The sequence below is a fragment of the Micromonospora sp. MH33 genome, from assembly GCF_003013775.1.
In the GTDB taxonomy this organism is placed as follows: domain Bacteria; phylum Actinomycetota; class Actinomycetes; order Mycobacteriales; family Micromonosporaceae; genus Micromonospora; species Micromonospora fulviviridis.
On sequence record NZ_MUYZ01000037.1, the window covers coordinates 1 to 15222 of the forward strand.

At 73.2% G+C, this 15222-nt stretch carries 19 protein-coding genes; 11 read left to right on the top strand and 8 right to left on the bottom strand.

Going from position 1 to position 15222, the window contains the following annotated elements:
* Positions 1 to 216 precede the first annotated feature (216 nt).
* The 5 genes from B0E53_RS08905 to B0E53_RS08925 all read left to right on the top strand — a co-directional run bounded on the left by B0E53_RS08905 (position 217) and on the right by B0E53_RS08925 (position 3589).
* Positions 217 to 1053 carry a hypothetical protein gene (locus B0E53_RS08905; RefSeq protein WP_107075616.1) on the top strand — a complete coding sequence of 279 codons (837 nt, stop codon included), beginning with the start codon at positions 217 to 219 and terminating at the stop codon, positions 1051 to 1053.
* 41 nt (positions 1054 to 1094) lie between these two features.
* Positions 1095 to 1436 (top strand): YkvA family protein, encoded by a 342-nt coding sequence (locus tag B0E53_RS08910; RefSeq protein WP_107075581.1) that lies wholly within the window; start codon positions 1095 to 1097, stop codon positions 1434 to 1436.
* 49 nt (positions 1437 to 1485) lie between these two features.
* Positions 1486 to 1908: a TIGR03618 family F420-dependent PPOX class oxidoreductase gene (locus tag B0E53_RS08915; RefSeq protein WP_107075582.1), complete on the top strand. Its 423-nt coding sequence runs from the start codon at positions 1486 to 1488 to the stop codon at positions 1906 to 1908.
* A gap of 267 nt (positions 1909 to 2175) precedes the next feature.
* Positions 2176 to 2820 (top strand): C39 family peptidase, encoded by a 645-nt coding sequence (locus tag B0E53_RS08920; RefSeq protein ID WP_107075583.1) that lies wholly within the window; start codon positions 2176 to 2178, stop codon positions 2818 to 2820.
* Between the two features lie 97 nt (positions 2821 to 2917).
* Positions 2918 to 3589: an HAD-IA family hydrolase gene (locus B0E53_RS08925; RefSeq protein ID WP_107075584.1), complete on the top strand. Its 672-nt coding sequence runs from the start codon at positions 2918 to 2920 to the stop codon at positions 3587 to 3589.
* On the opposite strand, the gene B0E53_RS08930 is transcribed toward B0E53_RS08925, so the two are convergent.
* Positions 3579 to 4841 (bottom strand): alkaline phosphatase, encoded by a 1263-nt coding sequence (locus tag B0E53_RS08930; RefSeq protein WP_107075585.1) that lies wholly within the window; start codon positions 4839 to 4841, stop codon positions 3579 to 3581. The genes B0E53_RS08925 and B0E53_RS08930 overlap by 11 nt on opposite strands.
* A gap of 175 nt (positions 4842 to 5016) precedes the next feature.
* Between B0E53_RS08930 and B0E53_RS08935 the strand changes: the two genes are divergently transcribed.
* The gene (locus B0E53_RS08935) at positions 5017 to 5610 is read left to right on the top strand and encodes a hemerythrin domain-containing protein (protein ID WP_107075586.1); all 594 of its coding nucleotides are present in this window, start codon (positions 5017 to 5019) and stop codon (positions 5608 to 5610) included.
* A gap of 55 nt (positions 5611 to 5665) precedes the next feature.
* On the opposite strand, the gene B0E53_RS08940 is transcribed toward B0E53_RS08935, so the two are convergent.
* On the bottom strand, positions 5666 to 6121 hold the full coding sequence (locus B0E53_RS08940) for an Lrp/AsnC family transcriptional regulator (protein WP_107075587.1): 456 nt from the start codon (positions 6119 to 6121) through the stop codon (positions 5666 to 5668).
* A 96-nt stretch (positions 6122 to 6217) separates the two neighbouring features.
* Here B0E53_RS08940 and B0E53_RS08945 point away from each other — a divergent pair, with 96 nt between their 5' ends.
* Complete coding sequence (locus tag B0E53_RS08945; protein WP_107075588.1) at positions 6218 to 7120, top strand: SMP-30/gluconolactonase/LRE family protein; 903 nt, start codon at positions 6218 to 6220, stop codon at positions 7118 to 7120.
* Positions 7121 to 7124: 4 nt separating this feature from the next.
* Here B0E53_RS08945 and B0E53_RS08950 read toward each other — a convergent pair whose 3' ends face one another.
* The 3 genes from B0E53_RS08950 to B0E53_RS08960 all read right to left on the bottom strand — a co-directional run bounded on the left by B0E53_RS08950 (position 7125) and on the right by B0E53_RS08960 (position 8958).
* Positions 7125 to 7358, bottom strand: a complete 234-nt coding sequence (locus tag B0E53_RS08950; RefSeq protein ID WP_091314890.1) for a ferredoxin — start codon at positions 7356 to 7358, stop codon at positions 7125 to 7127.
* Between the two features lie 25 nt (positions 7359 to 7383).
* The gene (locus tag B0E53_RS08955) at positions 7384 to 8589 is read right to left on the bottom strand and encodes a cytochrome P450 (protein WP_210406002.1); all 1206 of its coding nucleotides are present in this window, start codon (positions 8587 to 8589) and stop codon (positions 7384 to 7386) included.
* Positions 8590 to 8775: 186 nt separating this feature from the next.
* Positions 8776 to 8958 carry an antitoxin gene (locus B0E53_RS08960; RefSeq protein ID WP_107075590.1) on the bottom strand — a complete coding sequence of 61 codons (183 nt, stop codon included), beginning with the start codon at positions 8956 to 8958 and terminating at the stop codon, positions 8776 to 8778.
* Positions 8959 to 9087: 129 nt separating this feature from the next.
* Between B0E53_RS08960 and B0E53_RS08965 the strand changes: the two genes are divergently transcribed.
* Complete coding sequence (locus B0E53_RS08965; RefSeq protein ID WP_107075591.1) at positions 9088 to 10191, top strand: AI-2E family transporter; 1104 nt, start codon at positions 9088 to 9090, stop codon at positions 10189 to 10191.
* 46 nt (positions 10192 to 10237) lie between these two features.
* Here the strand turns inward: B0E53_RS08965 and B0E53_RS08970 are convergent, their stop codons facing one another.
* On the bottom strand, positions 10238 to 10900 hold the full coding sequence (locus B0E53_RS08970) for a dienelactone hydrolase family protein (RefSeq protein WP_107075592.1): 663 nt from the start codon (positions 10898 to 10900) through the stop codon (positions 10238 to 10240).
* Positions 10901 to 11070: 170 nt separating this feature from the next.
* Here B0E53_RS08970 and B0E53_RS08975 point away from each other — a divergent pair, with 170 nt between their 5' ends.
* The 3 genes from B0E53_RS08975 (at position 11071) to B0E53_RS08985 (ending at position 12021) form a co-directional block, all read left to right on the top strand.
* Positions 11071 to 11463, top strand: coding sequence for a MerR family transcriptional regulator (locus B0E53_RS08975; protein ID WP_107075593.1), 393 nt, complete (start codon positions 11071 to 11073; stop codon positions 11461 to 11463).
* Positions 11433 to 11780, top strand: coding sequence for a thioredoxin (gene trxA / locus B0E53_RS08980; RefSeq protein WP_107075594.1), 348 nt, complete (start codon positions 11433 to 11435; stop codon positions 11778 to 11780). Before B0E53_RS08975 ends, trxA begins: the two co-directional genes overlap by 31 nt.
* A gap of 61 nt (positions 11781 to 11841) precedes the next feature.
* Complete coding sequence (locus B0E53_RS08985) at positions 11842 to 12021, top strand: hypothetical protein (protein WP_107075595.1); 180 nt, start codon at positions 11842 to 11844, stop codon at positions 12019 to 12021.
* A 49-nt stretch (positions 12022 to 12070) separates the two neighbouring features.
* Here B0E53_RS08985 and B0E53_RS08990 read toward each other — a convergent pair whose 3' ends face one another.
* Positions 12071 to 14443: a glycoside hydrolase family 65 protein gene (locus B0E53_RS08990; RefSeq protein ID WP_107075596.1), complete on the bottom strand. Its 2373-nt coding sequence runs from the start codon at positions 14441 to 14443 to the stop codon at positions 12071 to 12073.
* On the bottom strand, positions 14440 to 15189 hold the full coding sequence (locus B0E53_RS08995; protein ID WP_107075597.1) for a beta-phosphoglucomutase family hydrolase: 750 nt from the start codon (positions 15187 to 15189) through the stop codon (positions 14440 to 14442). Before B0E53_RS08995 ends, B0E53_RS08990 begins: the two co-directional genes overlap by 4 nt.
* Between the last annotated feature and the right edge of the window lie 33 nt (positions 15190 to 15222).

Sequence of the window (15222 nt, forward strand, 5' to 3'; positions counted from 1 at the left end):
GCGGGCCGGGACGTCGTCCTCGCCGCCGACCCCGGCCGGACCGCCAACGCCCGCCGCGGTCCGCCGCGCGCCTGACCGCGCCGGTCTCTCCCCGGGTACGCCCCGGCGCCCCGCGACCGCGCCCCGCCGCGTATCCCCGTCGCTGCCGCGCGACCTTCCGCCCGTCGACCGGGCCCCCACCGTTGACTCCGACCGTTCCACCACGAGGTGCTGGTGATGCAGACCGTCTTCTCCACCGTCCTGCCCGACGTTCCCCGGGCCGCCGTGATCTGGCTGGCCCTGCTCGCCGTGGCGGCGATCGTGGTCGCCGCCCTGATCGTCCGCCCGGCCCGGTTCCGGACGGTGTTCGGCGACCGGATCAGCGATGCCGCCCGGCCGAGCAGCATCGACCTGGCCGAGCAGGCCCGCGAGGAGGCCCGCGAGCAGGCCCGGTACGCGCAGGAGGTGGCGGTGGCCGCGTCCCGGGCGACGGCCACCGCCGAGCGGCGCCGGACCGAGTGGCTGGCCGCGCAGGAGGAGGTCGAGGAGGCGTGGCGGGCGTACGAGGCGGCGGAGGAGGACGTCCGCCGGTTGGCCGCCGCCGCGGCGCTGCCCCTGCCCCGGACCGCCCGGACCCCTGCCGAGTACGTGGACCGGGAGCGCTGGCTGCACCGGGCGGCGTTGGACGCCCAGTGGCGCAAGGAGATCACCGTGCAGCAGCTCAGCGACATCCTCGGTCACCGGGGCTGGGACCCGCGCCGGCACCCGGTGGAGCAGGAGCTGCTGCTGCGCCGGCTGGTCCGGGACAACCTGCGGGCCCGGCAGCAGGCCGCCCTGGAGCGGGAGCAGGCCGCATGGCGCGCCGCCGAGCTGGCTGCCGCCGCCGCGCGGAGCCTGCGTGACGAGGCGTACGTGGCGACCCGGCCGGCCGCCGCGCCGCGGTCGTCGCTGTCCATCGTCGACCTGGCCGGGCCGGAGACCACCCGCGAGCTGCCGACGCCCACCCGGGCCGCCGAGACCACCCGCGAGCTGACCCCGGTGGCCCGGGGGCGGGCGGCCGTGCCGGCGTACTGACGCCTCCGGCGGAACTGGCCCGGCTCGGTTAGCGTGACCTCGTGTCCCGTGAAGCCTGGGTACTTGTCGTGCTCGCCGCCGTCGCCGCGCTGGCGACGCTGGTCGGGGCGGTGCTGCTCGCCGTCCGGGTGGTCCGCACCCGCCGCATGCTGGGCGCGCTCGGGGTCGGCGGCAAGGTCGCCTTCTACGGCGCGCTGATCTACACGATCCTGCCGGTGGACCTGCTTCCCGACCCGATCTACCTGGACGACATGGGCGTGCTGGCCGGTGCGCTGATCTACCTGGGCCGGCTGGCCGCGAAGCACCGGGCCGCGCAGCGTGGGCTGCCCGACCGGTCGGACTCCCCACCGGGGCCGGGCCGGGCGCGCCGCCCCGTGTCATGATCGGCGCGGGGCCGGCGGTCGGCCCGGACCAGGGCACCGAGGACGGGACATGGCGGGCGACCACCGGCTGGACCCACACGACGAGCGGGTCGCCCGGTTCTTTCGGGACCGGCACCTCGCCACGCTGACCACCCTGCGCGCGGATGGCACCCCGCACGTCGTACCGGTGGGGGTCACCCTCGACGCGGACGCCGGACTGGCCCGCGTGATCACCTCCGGCACCTCGGCCAAGGCCCGGCACGTCGCCGCGGCCGGCCCGGCGGGCGTGCCCGTGGCGGTCTGCCAGGTCGACGGCCGCTGGTGGCTGACCGTCGAGGGCCGGGCGGTGCTGCGCCGCGACCCGGAGTCGGTGGCCGAGGCCGAGCGGCGGTACGCCGCCCGTTACCGCACCCCGCGTCCGAATCCGCAGCGCGTGGTCATCGAGATCGCCGTGACCCGACTCCTCGGCAGCCTTCCCACCGGCACCAACTGACCCGGGCGTCAGCGCGCCGCCGGCCCGTACGCGCCCGATGTCCGGTTAAACCGTGATGGCCGCCACCTGGGGAAATCGGGGCCGGCCCCGGGCCGTTGCACCTCCCGTACGAGCGATATGAGCGAGCGGGCGGCAGGCCCGCCGCCCCCGGTGAGCGAGTGGGGCCGCGCCCTGGAGCGCACCGAGACACCCCGAGCACGCCGAGCGCCACTCCCGGTGCCACGTCTCCGCACGCCGGAGACGTCAACCCCCGAATGGAGCCTCGCCATGAACTCGATCCTCCGTAAGAGCATGCTGTCCGTCGCCGGCCTGTGCATGTCCGGCGGCGTCGTCGCCGGCCCGGCCGTGGCGGCGCACGCCGCACCGGCGCCGGCCGGTCCGAAGGCCGTGCCGGCCGTGGCCAAGGGCAAGGGCGAACGCAGCGCCGGCTACGAGTACGAGGCGCAGCCGAACTTCTTCTACTGCGGCCCGGCCTCGACCCGGATCGCCCTGTCGGCCGAGGGCAAGGAGGTCAGCCAGGACGAGCTGGCCGCCAAGCTGGGCACCACCGAGAACGGCACCGACTCGGCCATCGACATCACCCGGGTGCTCAACGAGTACACCGGTGGCAAGTACAAGACCACCGAGATCCGGGACGACGTGGCCACCAAGGAGCAGGTCGAGCGCCTGCGGGCGGACGTCAGGACTGCCGTGGACCAGGGTCGGCCGGTCGTCGCCAACATCCTGGGCGGCGCGCTGGACATCGACGGTGTCGAGCACAGCTACCCCGGTCACTACCTGACCGTGGTGGAATACAAGGACGACGGCAACACGGTGCTGATCGCCGACCCGGCCAGCCCGAACGAGCCGACGTACTGGATGGACGTGACCGAGCTGGCCAACTGGATCGCCGGCCGCGGTTACAGCTCCTGACCGAGCCGAAAAGGGCCGGTCTCCCCGGGCGGGGAGGCCGGCCCTTCGGCGTCTGTTCGCTCACCGGCCGGTCGCTGACCTCGCTAGAGTCTGGACCGTGCCACGACCGGTGATCTTCGACCTGTTCCACACCCTGGTGCCCGGCGGGGACCCCGAGCGGGACCGGGTGGTCGGCGAGATGGCGCTGATGGTGGGGGTGGAGCCGGCCGCGCTGGTTGACGCGTACCACGCGACCTGGCGGGACCGGATGACCGGCTGGGACGCCGCGGAGACGGTAAGCATCCTGGCCCGGCGGCTCGGCGGCACGCCCACCGAGGAGCAGGTGACCCGGGCCGCCGCGCACCGCCGGGAGCTGGCCCGGCGGCTGTTGTCGGGCGTCCCGCCGGAAACCGTCGCGATGCTGGACGCGCTGCGCGCCGACGGCCACCCGATCGGGCTGGTCAGCAACGCCACCGCGGAGACCGCCGAGGCGTGGCCCTCGACCGACCTGGCCCGCCGGTTCGACGTCGCGGTCTTCTCCAGCGACGTGGGCCTGGCCAAGCCCGACCCGGCGATCTACCGGCTGGCGGCCGAGCGTCTCGGGGTCACGCCGGCCGACTGCGTCTTCGTGGGCGACGGCGCGGATGGCGAGCTGGCGGGCGCGGCGGCGGTCGGCATGACCGTGGTCCGGACCACCGAGCACAACGACAGCGATCCCGCCTGGGTCGGCCGCGCGCTGACCGCCCTCGGTGAGCTGCCCGCCCTGCTGCGCGAGCCGATCAGCGGGTGAGCACCTGCGCGAGCACGCCGTGCACGTGGGTGTTCGGGTGCTTGCCGGTGAACTGCTCGGCCAGCGGACCGTACGCGGTCACCGGCACGTCGGCGCCGGTGTGGCCGCTGGTCGTCCAGTCCAGGTTGAAGCTCTGGCCGCTGCCCTTGATCGGGAACGGCCCGTCCTCGGCCGAGACGCCGTCACCGGATTCGTCGGAGGTGCCGGTGTCCTCGACGGTCAGGCCGCCGCACTCGTGGTCGCCGGTGACCACGAGCAGGGTGTCCGGGTGGGTGGCGGCGTAGGTGCGGGCCACCGCCACGGCCTTCTCCAGCTCGCCGAGGGCCTGCAGCATCCGGGTGCCGTTGTTCTCGTGGGCGAACTCGTCGATGCCCTCCTCCTCGACGAGGAGGAAGAAGCCCTTCCTGTTCGTCGACAGCGTCGACAGCGCCTTCTCCGTCATGGTGGCCAGGCTGACCGGCGGGGCGTAGACGTCGCCCTCGCCCTCGGGCCGCTGCTGGAACAGCTCCTCGTTGCCGAAGAGGCCGAGCAGCCTGCCACCCTTGGCGACCTGGAGCTGGGCGGCCGTGGAGACGTACCGGTAGCCCTTGGCCTCCGCCTCGGCGACCAGGTCGCCCTTGGTGCCCCTGCTGGCCTCGGAACGGTCCTCGGCCGGCTGGTCCGGGTACGCGCCGGCGTTGCCGGCCGGCAACCACCAGTCCTCGCCGCCGCCCAGGATGACGTCCGGCCGGCTGACCTCCAGGTACTGCCGGGCGATTTCGTCCTGTGCGGAGCGGTCGGTGGTGTTGGCGAAGAAGGCCGCCGGGCTGGCGTCAGTGACCTGGGCGGTGGTGACCAGGCCGGTGGCTCTGCCGGCCGCCTTGGCCTGGGCGCCGAGGGTGGGCAGCGGCTTGCCGTCCACGTCGACGCTGATCGCGCCGTTGTAGGTCTTCTCGCCGGTGGCCCAGGCGGTCGCCGCGGCGGCCGAGTCGGTGATCGGCGTCGTCGGGTCGTGCGGGCTGGTGGTGAGCTGGCCGGAGTACGGCAGCTCGTCCATGGTGAGCTGGCCGTCGAGGCCGGCCAGGTAGAGGCGGGCCGCCTCGCGCTGGGCGGCGGCCATGCCGTCGCCGTTGATGAGGATGACGTTGCGGGCCTCGCTGTTGGCCGCGCCGGTGTCGGCTGTGGTGATCCGGTGGGCCAGGCCCAGCCCGGCGGCGGCCACCGCCCCTGCGGCGACGGTGGCGAGCAGCCAGCGGCTGGAACGGAAGGTCACGGATCCTCCTGGCGGACGGAACGCTTGCCGGACAGCTGGCCCGCAGATTAACGGAGGCGGTCGCCGCCGGGACTCTCGTCGCGGGAGGCACCGGAGATCCGGCTGGTTCGACCGTCCGGGCGGGGGTAGTGGTCGGACAAGCCGTTCCGCAACCCACCGGTAAGGGGCTACTCAGATGACCGACGTACAGACGGAACGGGACGTCGTCGACGTCCTGATGACGGACCACCGCGAGGTCGAGGCGATCTTCGTCGAGCTGGAGAGCCGGCAGGGCACCCCGGAGCACCGGCGGCAGCTCGCCGACGTGGTGATCGCCGAGTTGGTCCGGCACTCCGTGGCCGAGGAGGCCTATGTCTACCCGGCCGCCCGCAAGGCCCTCCCCGACGGCGACCAGCTCGCCGAGCACGAGATCTACGAGCACGCCGCCGCCGAGCGGACCATGAAGGAGCTGGCGTCCCTCGACCCCTCCGAGCCGCGCTTCGACGAGCTGCTGACCAAGCTGACCGCGACCATCCGGCACCACGTACAGGACGAGGAGAACGACCTCTTCCCCCGGCTCCGCGCGGCCTGCGCCCGGGAGGAGCTGGTCGAGCTGGCCGGCAAGGTGGAGGCGGCGAAGAAGTCTGCGCCGACCCGGCCGCACCCGGCCGCCCCGGACCACCCGCCCGCGAACAAGCTGCTCGCCCCGGGCACCGGGCTGGTCGACCGGATGCGCGACGCGCTGAGCGGCCGGCCCACCTCGATGCGGGAGCTGCGCGAGAAGTCCTGACCACCGACCGCGGCGGCCACGCTCCCGGCACGGGGGGCGTGGCCGCCGCCGCGTGTCAGGAGGTCTGCGGGTACGGGTCGAGCGGGCGCTCGAAGAAACTCTCCAGCACCACCACGGTCTGCGTCCCGGTGACGCCCTCCACCTGGAACAGCTGGCGCAGGCTCGCCTGGAGCTGCTCGGGCGTGCCGACCCGGATCTTCACGAGCAGCGAGGCGGGGCCGGCGATGACGTGCGCCTCCTCCACCTCGGGCAGCGCCGCGAGCGCCTCCCGGGTGGGCTGGTCGCCCATCCAGGCGTTCGCCTCCACCAGCACGAACGCCAGCACGCCCCGGCCGACCGCGGCGGGGTCGACGTCCACGGTGGTCCGCCGTACCACCCCCTGCTCGCGCAGCTTGCGCACCCGCTCGTGGACCGCCCCGGTGGACAGCCCGACCTGCCCGGCCAGCGCCGCGTACGACTGGGTGGCGTCGTGTTGCAGTGCCGCCAGCAGCTTCCGGTCGACGTCGTCCACGGTCGCGCCTCCGTTCGGTGTTTCACCTCATACCCGATTCTGGTTCGGCCATGTTAGCTTCCTGCCGAACATCAGTCACGGCTGGAGGCGGTCGGCGTGGATCGGTTCAGGACGCGTTTCGAGTTGCGGGACGAGCGGTTCCGCCGGGTCAACGGCGACGAGTGGACGGAGTGCCTCTGGACCGGGGGCCGCTGGCTGGAGGGCCCGGCCTGGTTCTCCGCCGGGCGCTACCTGGTCTTCAGCGACATCCCGAACGACCGGCTGCTGCGCTGGGACGAGACCACCGGCGCGGTCGGCGTGTTCCGCCAACCGGCCGGCTACGCCAACGGGCACACCGTCGACCGGCGGGGGCGGCTGGTGAGCTGTGAGCAGGGCCGGCGGCGGGTCACCCGGACCGAGGCCGACGGCACCGACACGGTGCTCGCCCAGCGCTGGCGCGGCAAGCGGCTGAACAGCCCGAACGACGTGGTCGAGCACTCCGACGGATCGATCTGGTTCACCGACCCGAGCTACGGCATCGACAGCGACTACGAGGGCCACCGGGCCGAGAGCGAGATCGGCGGCAACCACGTCTACCGGGTCGACCCGCACGACGGCGAGGTACGCCGGGTCGCCGACGACTTCGGGCAGCCGAACGGGCTGGCGTTCAGCCCCGACGAGTCCCTGCTCTACGTGGTCGACACCCGGGCGAAGCACCTGCGCCGGTTCGCCGTGACCGAGGGCGGCGCCCTGCGCGGCGGCGAGGTCTTCGCCACCTGCGACGCCGGCTCCTTCGACGGCGTACGCCTCGACGACGCCGGCCGGGTCTGGGTGGCCGCGCACGACGGGCTGCACTGCTTCGACCCGGACGGCACGCTGCTCGGCAAGCTGCACCTGCCGGAGGTGGTCGCCAACTTCACCTTCGGCGGCCCGAAGCGCAACCAGCTCTACATCTGCGCCTCCAGCTCGCTGTTCAGCCTCCGGGTCAACGTCAACGGGGTGCGCTACCCCGGCTGCTGACCGATCAGCCCTCCGGGGCGATCCGCCGGAGGTTGTCCAGGTCGGACACCACGATCGCCTCCAGCGGGCAGGACTCGGCCGCGTCCAGCACCGACTCGTCGGCGGCTATCCGCTCGGCCACCGGCCGAGACAGCCCGTCGACCAGCACGAAGTGCTGCGGTGCCACACCGGCGCAGATCCCTGAACCGATGCACCGGGTCGGGTCGACGTGCAGCCGCCACTCGGTCCCCTCGCTCACGCTTCCTCCCCCGCTCCGGCCCGGCTCACCAGGCCACCGGCATCGCCACCAGGCCCCGCACCAGCAGGCCGCTCTTCCAGGTCAGCTCCTCCACGGGCACTGCGAGCCGGAGCCCCGGCGCCCGGTCGAGCAGGGTCTCCAGCACCACCCGCAGCTCCATCCGGGCCAGCTGCGCGCCGACACAGTGGTGCACGCCGTGCCCGAAGCCGAGGTGCGGGTTGACCGTACGGGTCAGGTCGAGCCGGTCGGCGTCGGTGAACACCGCGTCGTCCCGGTTGGCCGCCGCGATGTTGACCACCACCGGTTCGCCGGCCCGGACCAGCACCCCGCCCAGCTCGACGTCCTCGGTGGCGTAGCGGGGGAAGGCCGCCGTCGCGCCGAGCGGGATGAACCGCATCAGCTCCTCGACGGCGGCCGGCACCAGCTCCGGCCGGTCCCGCAGGGTGTCCCAGGCGCCGGGGGTGGTGAGCAGGACGTACACCATGTTGGGAATCTGGGTCACGGTGGTCTCGTGGCCGGCGGCGAGCAGCCCGGCGGCGAGGGTGACCATCTCCTCCTCGGTGAGCCGGTCGGCGTGCTCGTCGCGCGCCCGGACCATCGCGCTGAGCAGGTCGTCGGTGGGTTCGACCCGGCGCCGGGCGACCAGCTCGCCCATGTAGGCGAGCAGGTTGTCGAGGTAGTGCTGGGCGAGACCCGGCTCCAGCGAGGTGGTCGAGACGATCGCCTCCGACCACGTGTGGAACCTGTCCTGGTCGGACACCGGCACGCCGAGCAGGTCGCAGATCACCCGGATCGGCAGCGGGGTGGCCAGGTGCGCCACCAGGTCGGCGGGCGGCCCGGCGGCGAGCAGCCCGTCGACCAGCTCGTCGGCCACCGCCCGGGTACGCGGCCGCAGCTCCTCGACCCGCCGCGCGGTGAACGCCTTCGCCACCAGCCGGCGCAGCCGGGTGTGCTCCGGCGGGTCCATCGAGAGGATGCCGGTCTCCTGCTGGCGCAGGGTGTTCCGGGGTTCGTCGCGGCCGACCGACGCGGCCCGGCTGAACCGGGGATCCCCGAGCACCGTCTTCACATCGGCGTGCCGGGTGGCCAGCCAGGCGGGCTCGCCGTAGGGCAGTTGGACCCGGACCAGCGGCTGCTCGCGCAGTTCGGCGTAGCGGGCGTCCAGGTCGAGCCGGACAGGGGCGTTGAACGGGTAGCGCTGCGGGATGGTCGCCTGGGAAGTGTCGGTCACCGGTTGGCTCGCTCTCGTCCACGGCACCGCAGGCGGTGCGGGTCGACTCCGCACGACTCGACACTGAGTCATGCCCCGACTGCGGATGGTAGCGAGATCGGTCGGTGCAGACCAGAGAATTGTTCCGGGTCCGACACGGCGATCCCGGGCCGCCCACGCGGGACAGCCCGGGATCGCGGGGCGCGGTCAGCGTCCGGTGTCGCCCTGACCGGTCCGCTGCTGCGCCATGTCGACGCCCTTGTCGATCTGCTGGTCGTACTTGCCCTGGGTCCGTTTGTCGGCCATGTCGCCGCCCTTCTCGATCCCCTGGTCGACCTGCTTGTCGTGCTTGTCGGCCATGTCCTTGGCCTTGTCCATGAAGTCGCTCATGCCTGTTCTCCCTTCGCTCCTTGAATGCCTTCCCGGGGGCTGGAGGCACAAACGCTCCGCGCCCGAAGGCCGACCGGGTGTCGGATTCGTGTGCGTCGGGTACCGAACGGCCACGATCGAGGAGGCGACGTGGACGAGGACGCTGGGACGCCGGGGCCGGCGGAGCGAAGCCGGACGGCGGGACCGCGGCACACCTGGGCGGGGCTGCCCTGGCCGGTACGGACGGCCGTCACCTGGAGCGCGTGTCTCGTGGTGGTCGTCGCCGCGCTCTGGCTGCTCGGGAAGATCGCGGTGCTGCTGGCGCCACTGGCCGTGGCGCTGGCCGGCACGCTCTTCCTCACCGCGCTGCTCGACCCGGTGCTGCTCCGGCTCCGCCGGCTCCGGGTGCCGGCGGCGCTGGCCGCCCTGCTCAGCGTCCTGCTGCTGCTCGGCGTCCTGGTCGGCGTCGGGGCGCTGGTGTGGAACCTGACGGCGAGCCAGTTCGGCGAGCTGAGCCAGCAGCTCGACCAGGGCCTGGAGCGCAGCCGCGACTTCGTCACCTCCAGCCTGCCGGTCACCGACGAGCAGCTCGACCGCCAGATCAAGCAGATCCGGGAGGGGCTGGGCGGCAGCGCCCCCGACCCGGTCGCCGGGGCCCGGACGGCCGCCGAGGTGGCCGGCTCGATCCTGCTCGGCCTGGTGCTCCTCTTCTTCCTGCTCAAGGACGGCCGGTCGATGTGGCACTGGGTGCTGCGCCGGATGACCGGGCCGCGCCGCGACCTGACCGCCGGGGCGGGCCGGGCCGGCTGGCGGACGCTCGGCGCGTACAGCCGGGGCACGATGATCATCGCGGCGATCGACGCCATCGGCATCGGGCTGGCACTGGTGCTGCTGCGGGTCCCGCTGGCCCTGCCGCTCGCGCTGATCACCTTCCTCGGCGGGTTCGTGCCGATCATCGGCGCCACCGTGGCCGGCGCGGTCGCCGTGCTGGTCGCCCTGGCCGCCAACGGCCCCACCACCGCCCTGCTCACCCTCGCCGCGGTGATCGCCGTGCAGCAGATCGAGGGCAACCTGCTGGAGCCGCTGGTGATGAAGCGGCAGGTCCAGCTGCACCCGGCCGTCATCCTGGTCGTGGTCACCGCCGGCACCCTGATCGCCGGCATCGCGGGCGCGTTCGTCTCGGTGCCGATCGCCGCGGTTACCTGGCGGGTGCTGGACACCGTGCAACGCCACCGGGCCGCCCTGCCCGGGTGACCCCGGCTCAGGCCGGGTGCGGCTGGCGGCGCCCGGCTGAGCCGACTCAGGCCGGGTGCGGTTGGCGGAGGTGGGTGATGAACCAGGTGCCGGCCTGGTCGGCCACCTGATCCAGGGTGCCCGGCTCCTCGAAGAGGTGGGTGGCGCCGGGCACGATCCGAAGCTCGGCGACTTCGCCCAGCTCGGCCTGGGCCTGCTCGTTCAACACGATCACCTCCTCGTCCAGCCCACCGACGATCAGCAGCGTCGGGGCGCGTACCGCCGACAGCGAGCTGCCGGCCAGGTCCGGACGGCCGCCCCGGGAGACCACCGCGCCGACCTGTTCCGGGCGGCCGGCCGCGGCGACCAGGGCGGCGGCCGCACCGGTGCTGGCTCCGAAGAGCCCGATCGGCAGCCGGCCCAGGGTCGGCTCGGCGGCCATCCAGTCGACGATGGCGGCCAGCCGCTCGGCCAGCATCCCGATGTCGAAGCGCAGCTCGGCGGTGACCGCGTCCCGCTCGTCCTCCTCGGGAGTGAGCAGGTCGACCAGCACGGTGCCCAGCCCCCGCCCGTTGAACTGGTGCGCCACCGCCACGTTGCGCGGGCTGTGCCGCGAGCTGCCGCTCCCGTGCGCGAACAACACCACCCCCACGGCCCCCGACGGCACGATCACGTCGGCCGGCAGCCCCCCGTTTACCACCGGCACGCTCACCTCAGTCGTCTCAGCCATCCCCCGACACCTCCCACCCGCCGCATACCCCCACCCACCCCCACCTCACCTTCCACCCTCCACCGCACCGCACCGCACCGCACCGCACCGGTGATGGGTTGCCTTGACGTTGGCGGCAAGGTTTAGCGTTTGGGCGGTCATGGGGTGAGCTGGCGGGTGGGGTGGGTGGGATGCGGATCGGGGAGTTGGCGGAGCGGGCCGGGACCAGCACCCGCACCCTGCGGTACTACGAGTCCCAGGGGCTGGTGTGCCCGCGCCGGTCGGCGAACGGCTACCGGGTCTACGACGAGGCGGAGCTGCGCGTCGTGCACGAGATCCGGGCGCTGCTGGCGGTCGGTTTCGGGCTGGACGACATCCGGCCGTTCGTGGCCTGCCTGCGGGCCGGGAACAGCTCCGGGGACGTCTGCCCCGACTCGGTGGCGGTGCTGCGGCGCAAGCTCGCCGAGGTGGACGACTACCTCGACCGGCTCGGCGCGGTCCGCCACCAGCTGCACGACCAGCTCGCCGGCGCGATCGCCCATCGGGAGGAAACATGCCTCAGGACACGCAGCAGGGCCGACTGACCCCGGTCACCGACGAAACCTTCGCGGCCGTCGTGCTGGCCGCCGACCGGCCGGTGGTGGTCGACTTCTGGGCGGAGTGGTGCCCGCCCTGCCGCCCGGTGTCGAAGCACCTGGCGGAGCTGGCCGAGGAGTTCGGCTACGCGCTGCGCTTCGTCACCGTGAATTCGGACGAGAACCCGCAGAGCACCCGCGCGTACCAGGTGATGTCGATGCCGACGATGCTGGTGTTCCGCGACGGCCAGGTGGTGGGCTCTATCGTCGGCGCCCGGCCGAAGAACCACCTGCGGCTGAGCTTCGCCCGGCACCTCGACGGTTGAGCCGGACCGGATCGGGAAGGCGCGGGGTGACCACGGACCCCGACGGATCGCGAGGATCGTCATGGCGAAACAGGACAGGTCCCGAGAGCAGGAGCTCACCGATCAGGAACGCCGCAAACAGGAGCTGAAGGGCTCGGAGGACTGGGCGGACCGCGCCTCCGTGGCACGCACCGCCGACGACCCACGGGCGGCGGCGCCGCGTGACGCCGGCGGCCGGCCGTCCAACGGCCGCCAGTTCTGACGTACGCCGGTGAAGTCCCGGCCCGCGAGCACGCGGGCCGGGGCTTCGCTCAGCTCAGGTTCTCCGGCAGGCGCAGCAGGGGCGCCCGGCCCGGCGGCTGCTCGGGTTCCGGCCCGGACGGGCGCGCCGGCGGCACCGGCACGGTGACCGGCTGGGCGGCGGTGACCCGGATCGGCTCGCCGTGGTGGCGCAGCTCGATCACCGTGTCCGGCCCCCCGTTGCGCAGCGAGTACGTCGTCTGGTGCGGCCGGACGTCCACCCGCAGCCGCATCGACCGCCACTGGAGGGAGAACTCCAACCGGCCGAGCCGGCTGGAGAGCCGGGGCGAGAAGGAGAGCGTGCCGTCGTGGTCGCGCAGGCCGCCGAAGCCGGCGACCAGGGCGATCCAGGCCCCGGCGAGCGAGGCCATGTGCACCCCGTCCCGGGTGTTCTCGTTCAGGTCGTGCAGGTCCATCAGCGCGGCCTCGCGCAGGTAGCGGTGGGCCAGCTCGGGGTGACCCACCTCGGCCGCCATCACCGCCTGGGTGCAGGCGCTCAGTGAGGAGTCCCGTACGGTGCGCCGCTCGTAGTAGTGGAAGTTGCGCATCTTCTCCGGGCCGGTGAACGCGTCACCCCGCCAGTGCATGGCGAGCACCAGGTCCGCCTGCTTGACGACCTGCTTCCGGTACAGGTCGAAGTACGGGTAGTGCAGCAGCAGCGGATACTTCTCCGGCGGGGTGTGCTCGAAGTCCCACTCCTGCAACCGGGTGAAGCCCTCCACCTGGCCGTGCACCTCGATCTCCTGGTCGTACGGGAGGTGCATGGCGTTGGCCGCGTCCCGCCAGGTGGCCGCCTCCTCCTCGGTGACGCCGAGGTCGAGGGCCTGGTCCCGGTGGCGCATCGCGCAGTCGGCGGCGGTGAGCAGGTTCCGCTGCGCCATCAGGTTGGTGTAGACGTTGTCGTTCTTGATCGCGGTGTACTCGTCCGGGCCGGTAACCCCGTCGATGTGGAACCGGCCGGTGCGGTCGTGGTGGCCGAGCGAGCGCCACAGCCGGGCCGTCTCCACCAGCAGCTCCAGGCCGATCTCCTTTTCCAGCGCCTGGTCGCCGGTGACCAGCACGTACCGGCGCAGCGCGTCGGCCACGTCGGCGGCGATGTGGAACGCGGCGGTCCCGGCCGGCCAGTACGCCGACGACTCCGGGCCCTCGATGGTCCGCCACGGGAAGGCGGCCCCGGCCAGGTTCAACGTCCGGGCCCGCTCCTGCGCCTGGCCCATGGTCGAGTAGCGCCAGTGCAGCGCGTCCCGCACCGCGCCCGGCTGGGTGTAGGTGAGCACCGGCAGCACGAACATCTCGGTGTCCCAGAACGCGTGCCCGTCGTACCCCGGGCCGGTGAGGCCCTTGGCGGCGATCGGCCGGCGTTCCGCGCGGGCGCCGGCCTGGAGCACGTGGAAGAGGCCGAACCGGACGGCCTGCTGCACCTCCGGGTCGCCCTCCACCCGCACGTCGGCGGCGTCCCAGAACTCGTCCAGGTATTCCCGCTGCTCCCGGCGCAGCCCGTCCCAGCCGTCCAGCCGGGCCGCGGCCAGCGCCGCCCCGGTCTGGTCGCGCAGCGCCGGCAGCGACCGCCGGCTGGACCAGCCGTACGTCAGGTACTTGACCACCCGCAGCGTCTGGCCGGGCTTGAGCACGCAGCCGATGGTGGTACGGACCCAGTCCTCGTAGCCCTCGGACTCCATGGTGGTGCGCTCCGGGGCGGCCACGTCGTGCGCCATCTGGGCCGCGACCCGCAGCCCGCTGACCTTGGTGCGGTGGATGAGCAGCCCGCCGTCGTCGGTGGTCAGCTGCTCCTCGGCCTGCAACGGCGACTCGAGCACGGCGGCCACGCGAGGGTCCCTGCTCTGCGGCGGCAGGGTCTCGTTGGCCACCAGTTCGGACTGGAGGATCAGCCGTAGCGGCCCCTCCAGGGCCTCGACCTCGTAGTGGATCGCGGCGACCGCCCGCTGGGTGAACGACACGAGCCGGGTGCTGCGGACCTTCACGTCCCGGCCGGCCGGCGAGCGCCAGTGCAGCTCACGGTGCAGGGTGCCGGCGCGCAGGTCGAGCACCCGCTCGTGGGAGAGCAGTTCGCCGTAGCGGACGTCGAGCGGCTCGTCGTCGACCAGCAGCCGGATGAGCTTGCCGTTGGTGACGTTGACGACGGTCTGCCCGGACTCGGGGAAACCGAAGCCGGCCTCCGCGTACGGCAGGGGGCGCAGCTCGTAGAAGGAGTTCAGGTAGGTGCCGGGCAGGCCGTGCGGCTCGCCCTCGTCGAGGTTGCCGCGCAGCCCGACGTGGCCGTTGGAGAGGGCGAAGACCGACTCGGACTGGGCCAGGACGTCCATGTCGAGCCGGGTCTCCCGGACGTGCCACGGCTCGACCGGGTACGCCCGTTCCCGGATCACGCGTGCGCCCCGGTGAGCAGCTCGGCCAGGTCGGTGACGACCACGTCGGCGCCGTGCGCACGCAGGTCGTCGGCCTGGCCGACCCGGTCGACGCCGACCACGTACCCGAAGCCGCCGGCCTTTCCGGCGGCGACGCCGGCCAGCGCGTCCTCGAAGACGGCGGCGTTCTCCGGCGGCACGCCGAGCAACTGCGCGCCGGCCAGGAAGGTGTCCGGGTGCGGCTTGCCGCGCAGCCCGCGCTCGCGGGCCACCAGCCCGTCCACCCGCGCTTCCAGGAGCGGCTCCAGCCCGGCGGCGGCGACCACGTCCCGGCAGTTGGCGCTGGCCGAGACCACCGCCCGGCGCAGCCCGGCCCGGACGGCCTCCTCCAGGTAGCGCACCGAGCCCTCGTAGACCTCGACGCCGTCGGTGTGGATCCGCTTGAGCAGGATGACGTTCTTCCGGTTGCCCACCCCGTTGACGGTCTCCGCCTCGGGCGGGTCGTCCGGCGAGCCCTCGGGCAGGGTGATCCCGCGCGAGGCCAGGAACGAGCGCACCCCGTCGGCGCGCGGTTTTCCGTCCACGTACCGGTTGTAGTCCGGGCCGGGGTCGAATGGGCGGAACGGCTCGCCGGTGATCGCCGCACGCGCCTTCAGGAACGCGTTGAAGGTCTCGGTCCAGGCGGCGTTGTGCACCTTGGCGGTCTGCGTCAGCACACCGTCCAGATCGAAGAGACAGGCGGTCACGTGAGCGGGTAGGCCCAGCATTGCCTGAATCTATCCAGCGCACCGGCCGGGCAA

Excerpts from the sequence above, each read along its gene's own strand:
- B0E53_RS08905 (WP_107075616.1), top strand. The coding sequence starts at position 217 with ATGCAGACCGTCTTCTCCACCGTCCTGCCCGACGTTCCCCGGGCCGCC.
- B0E53_RS08915 (WP_107075582.1), top strand. The coding sequence starts at position 1,486 with ATGGCGGGCGACCACCGGCTGGACCCACACGACGAGCGGGTCGCCCGG.
- B0E53_RS08920 (WP_107075583.1), top strand. The coding sequence starts at position 2,176 with ATGAACTCGATCCTCCGTAAGAGCATGCTGTCCGTCGCCGGCCTGTGC.
- B0E53_RS08935 (WP_107075586.1), top strand. The coding sequence starts at position 5,017 with ATGACCGACGTACAGACGGAACGGGACGTCGTCGACGTCCTGATGACG.
- B0E53_RS08960 (WP_107075590.1), bottom strand. The coding sequence starts at position 8,958 with ATGAGCGACTTCATGGACAAGGCCAAGGACATGGCCGACAAGCACGAC.
- B0E53_RS08970 (WP_107075592.1), bottom strand. The coding sequence starts at position 10,900 with ATGGCTGAGACGACTGAGGTGAGCGTGCCGGTGGTAAACGGGGGGCTG.
- B0E53_RS08975 (WP_107075593.1), top strand. The coding sequence starts at position 11,071 with ATGCGGATCGGGGAGTTGGCGGAGCGGGCCGGGACCAGCACCCGCACC.
- trxA (WP_107075594.1), top strand. The coding sequence starts at position 11,433 with ATGCCTCAGGACACGCAGCAGGGCCGACTGACCCCGGTCACCGACGAA.
- B0E53_RS08985 (WP_107075595.1), top strand. The coding sequence starts at position 11,842 with ATGGCGAAACAGGACAGGTCCCGAGAGCAGGAGCTCACCGATCAGGAA.
- B0E53_RS08995 (WP_107075597.1), bottom strand. The coding sequence starts at position 15,189 with ATGCTGGGCCTACCCGCTCACGTGACCGCCTGTCTCTTCGATCTGGAC.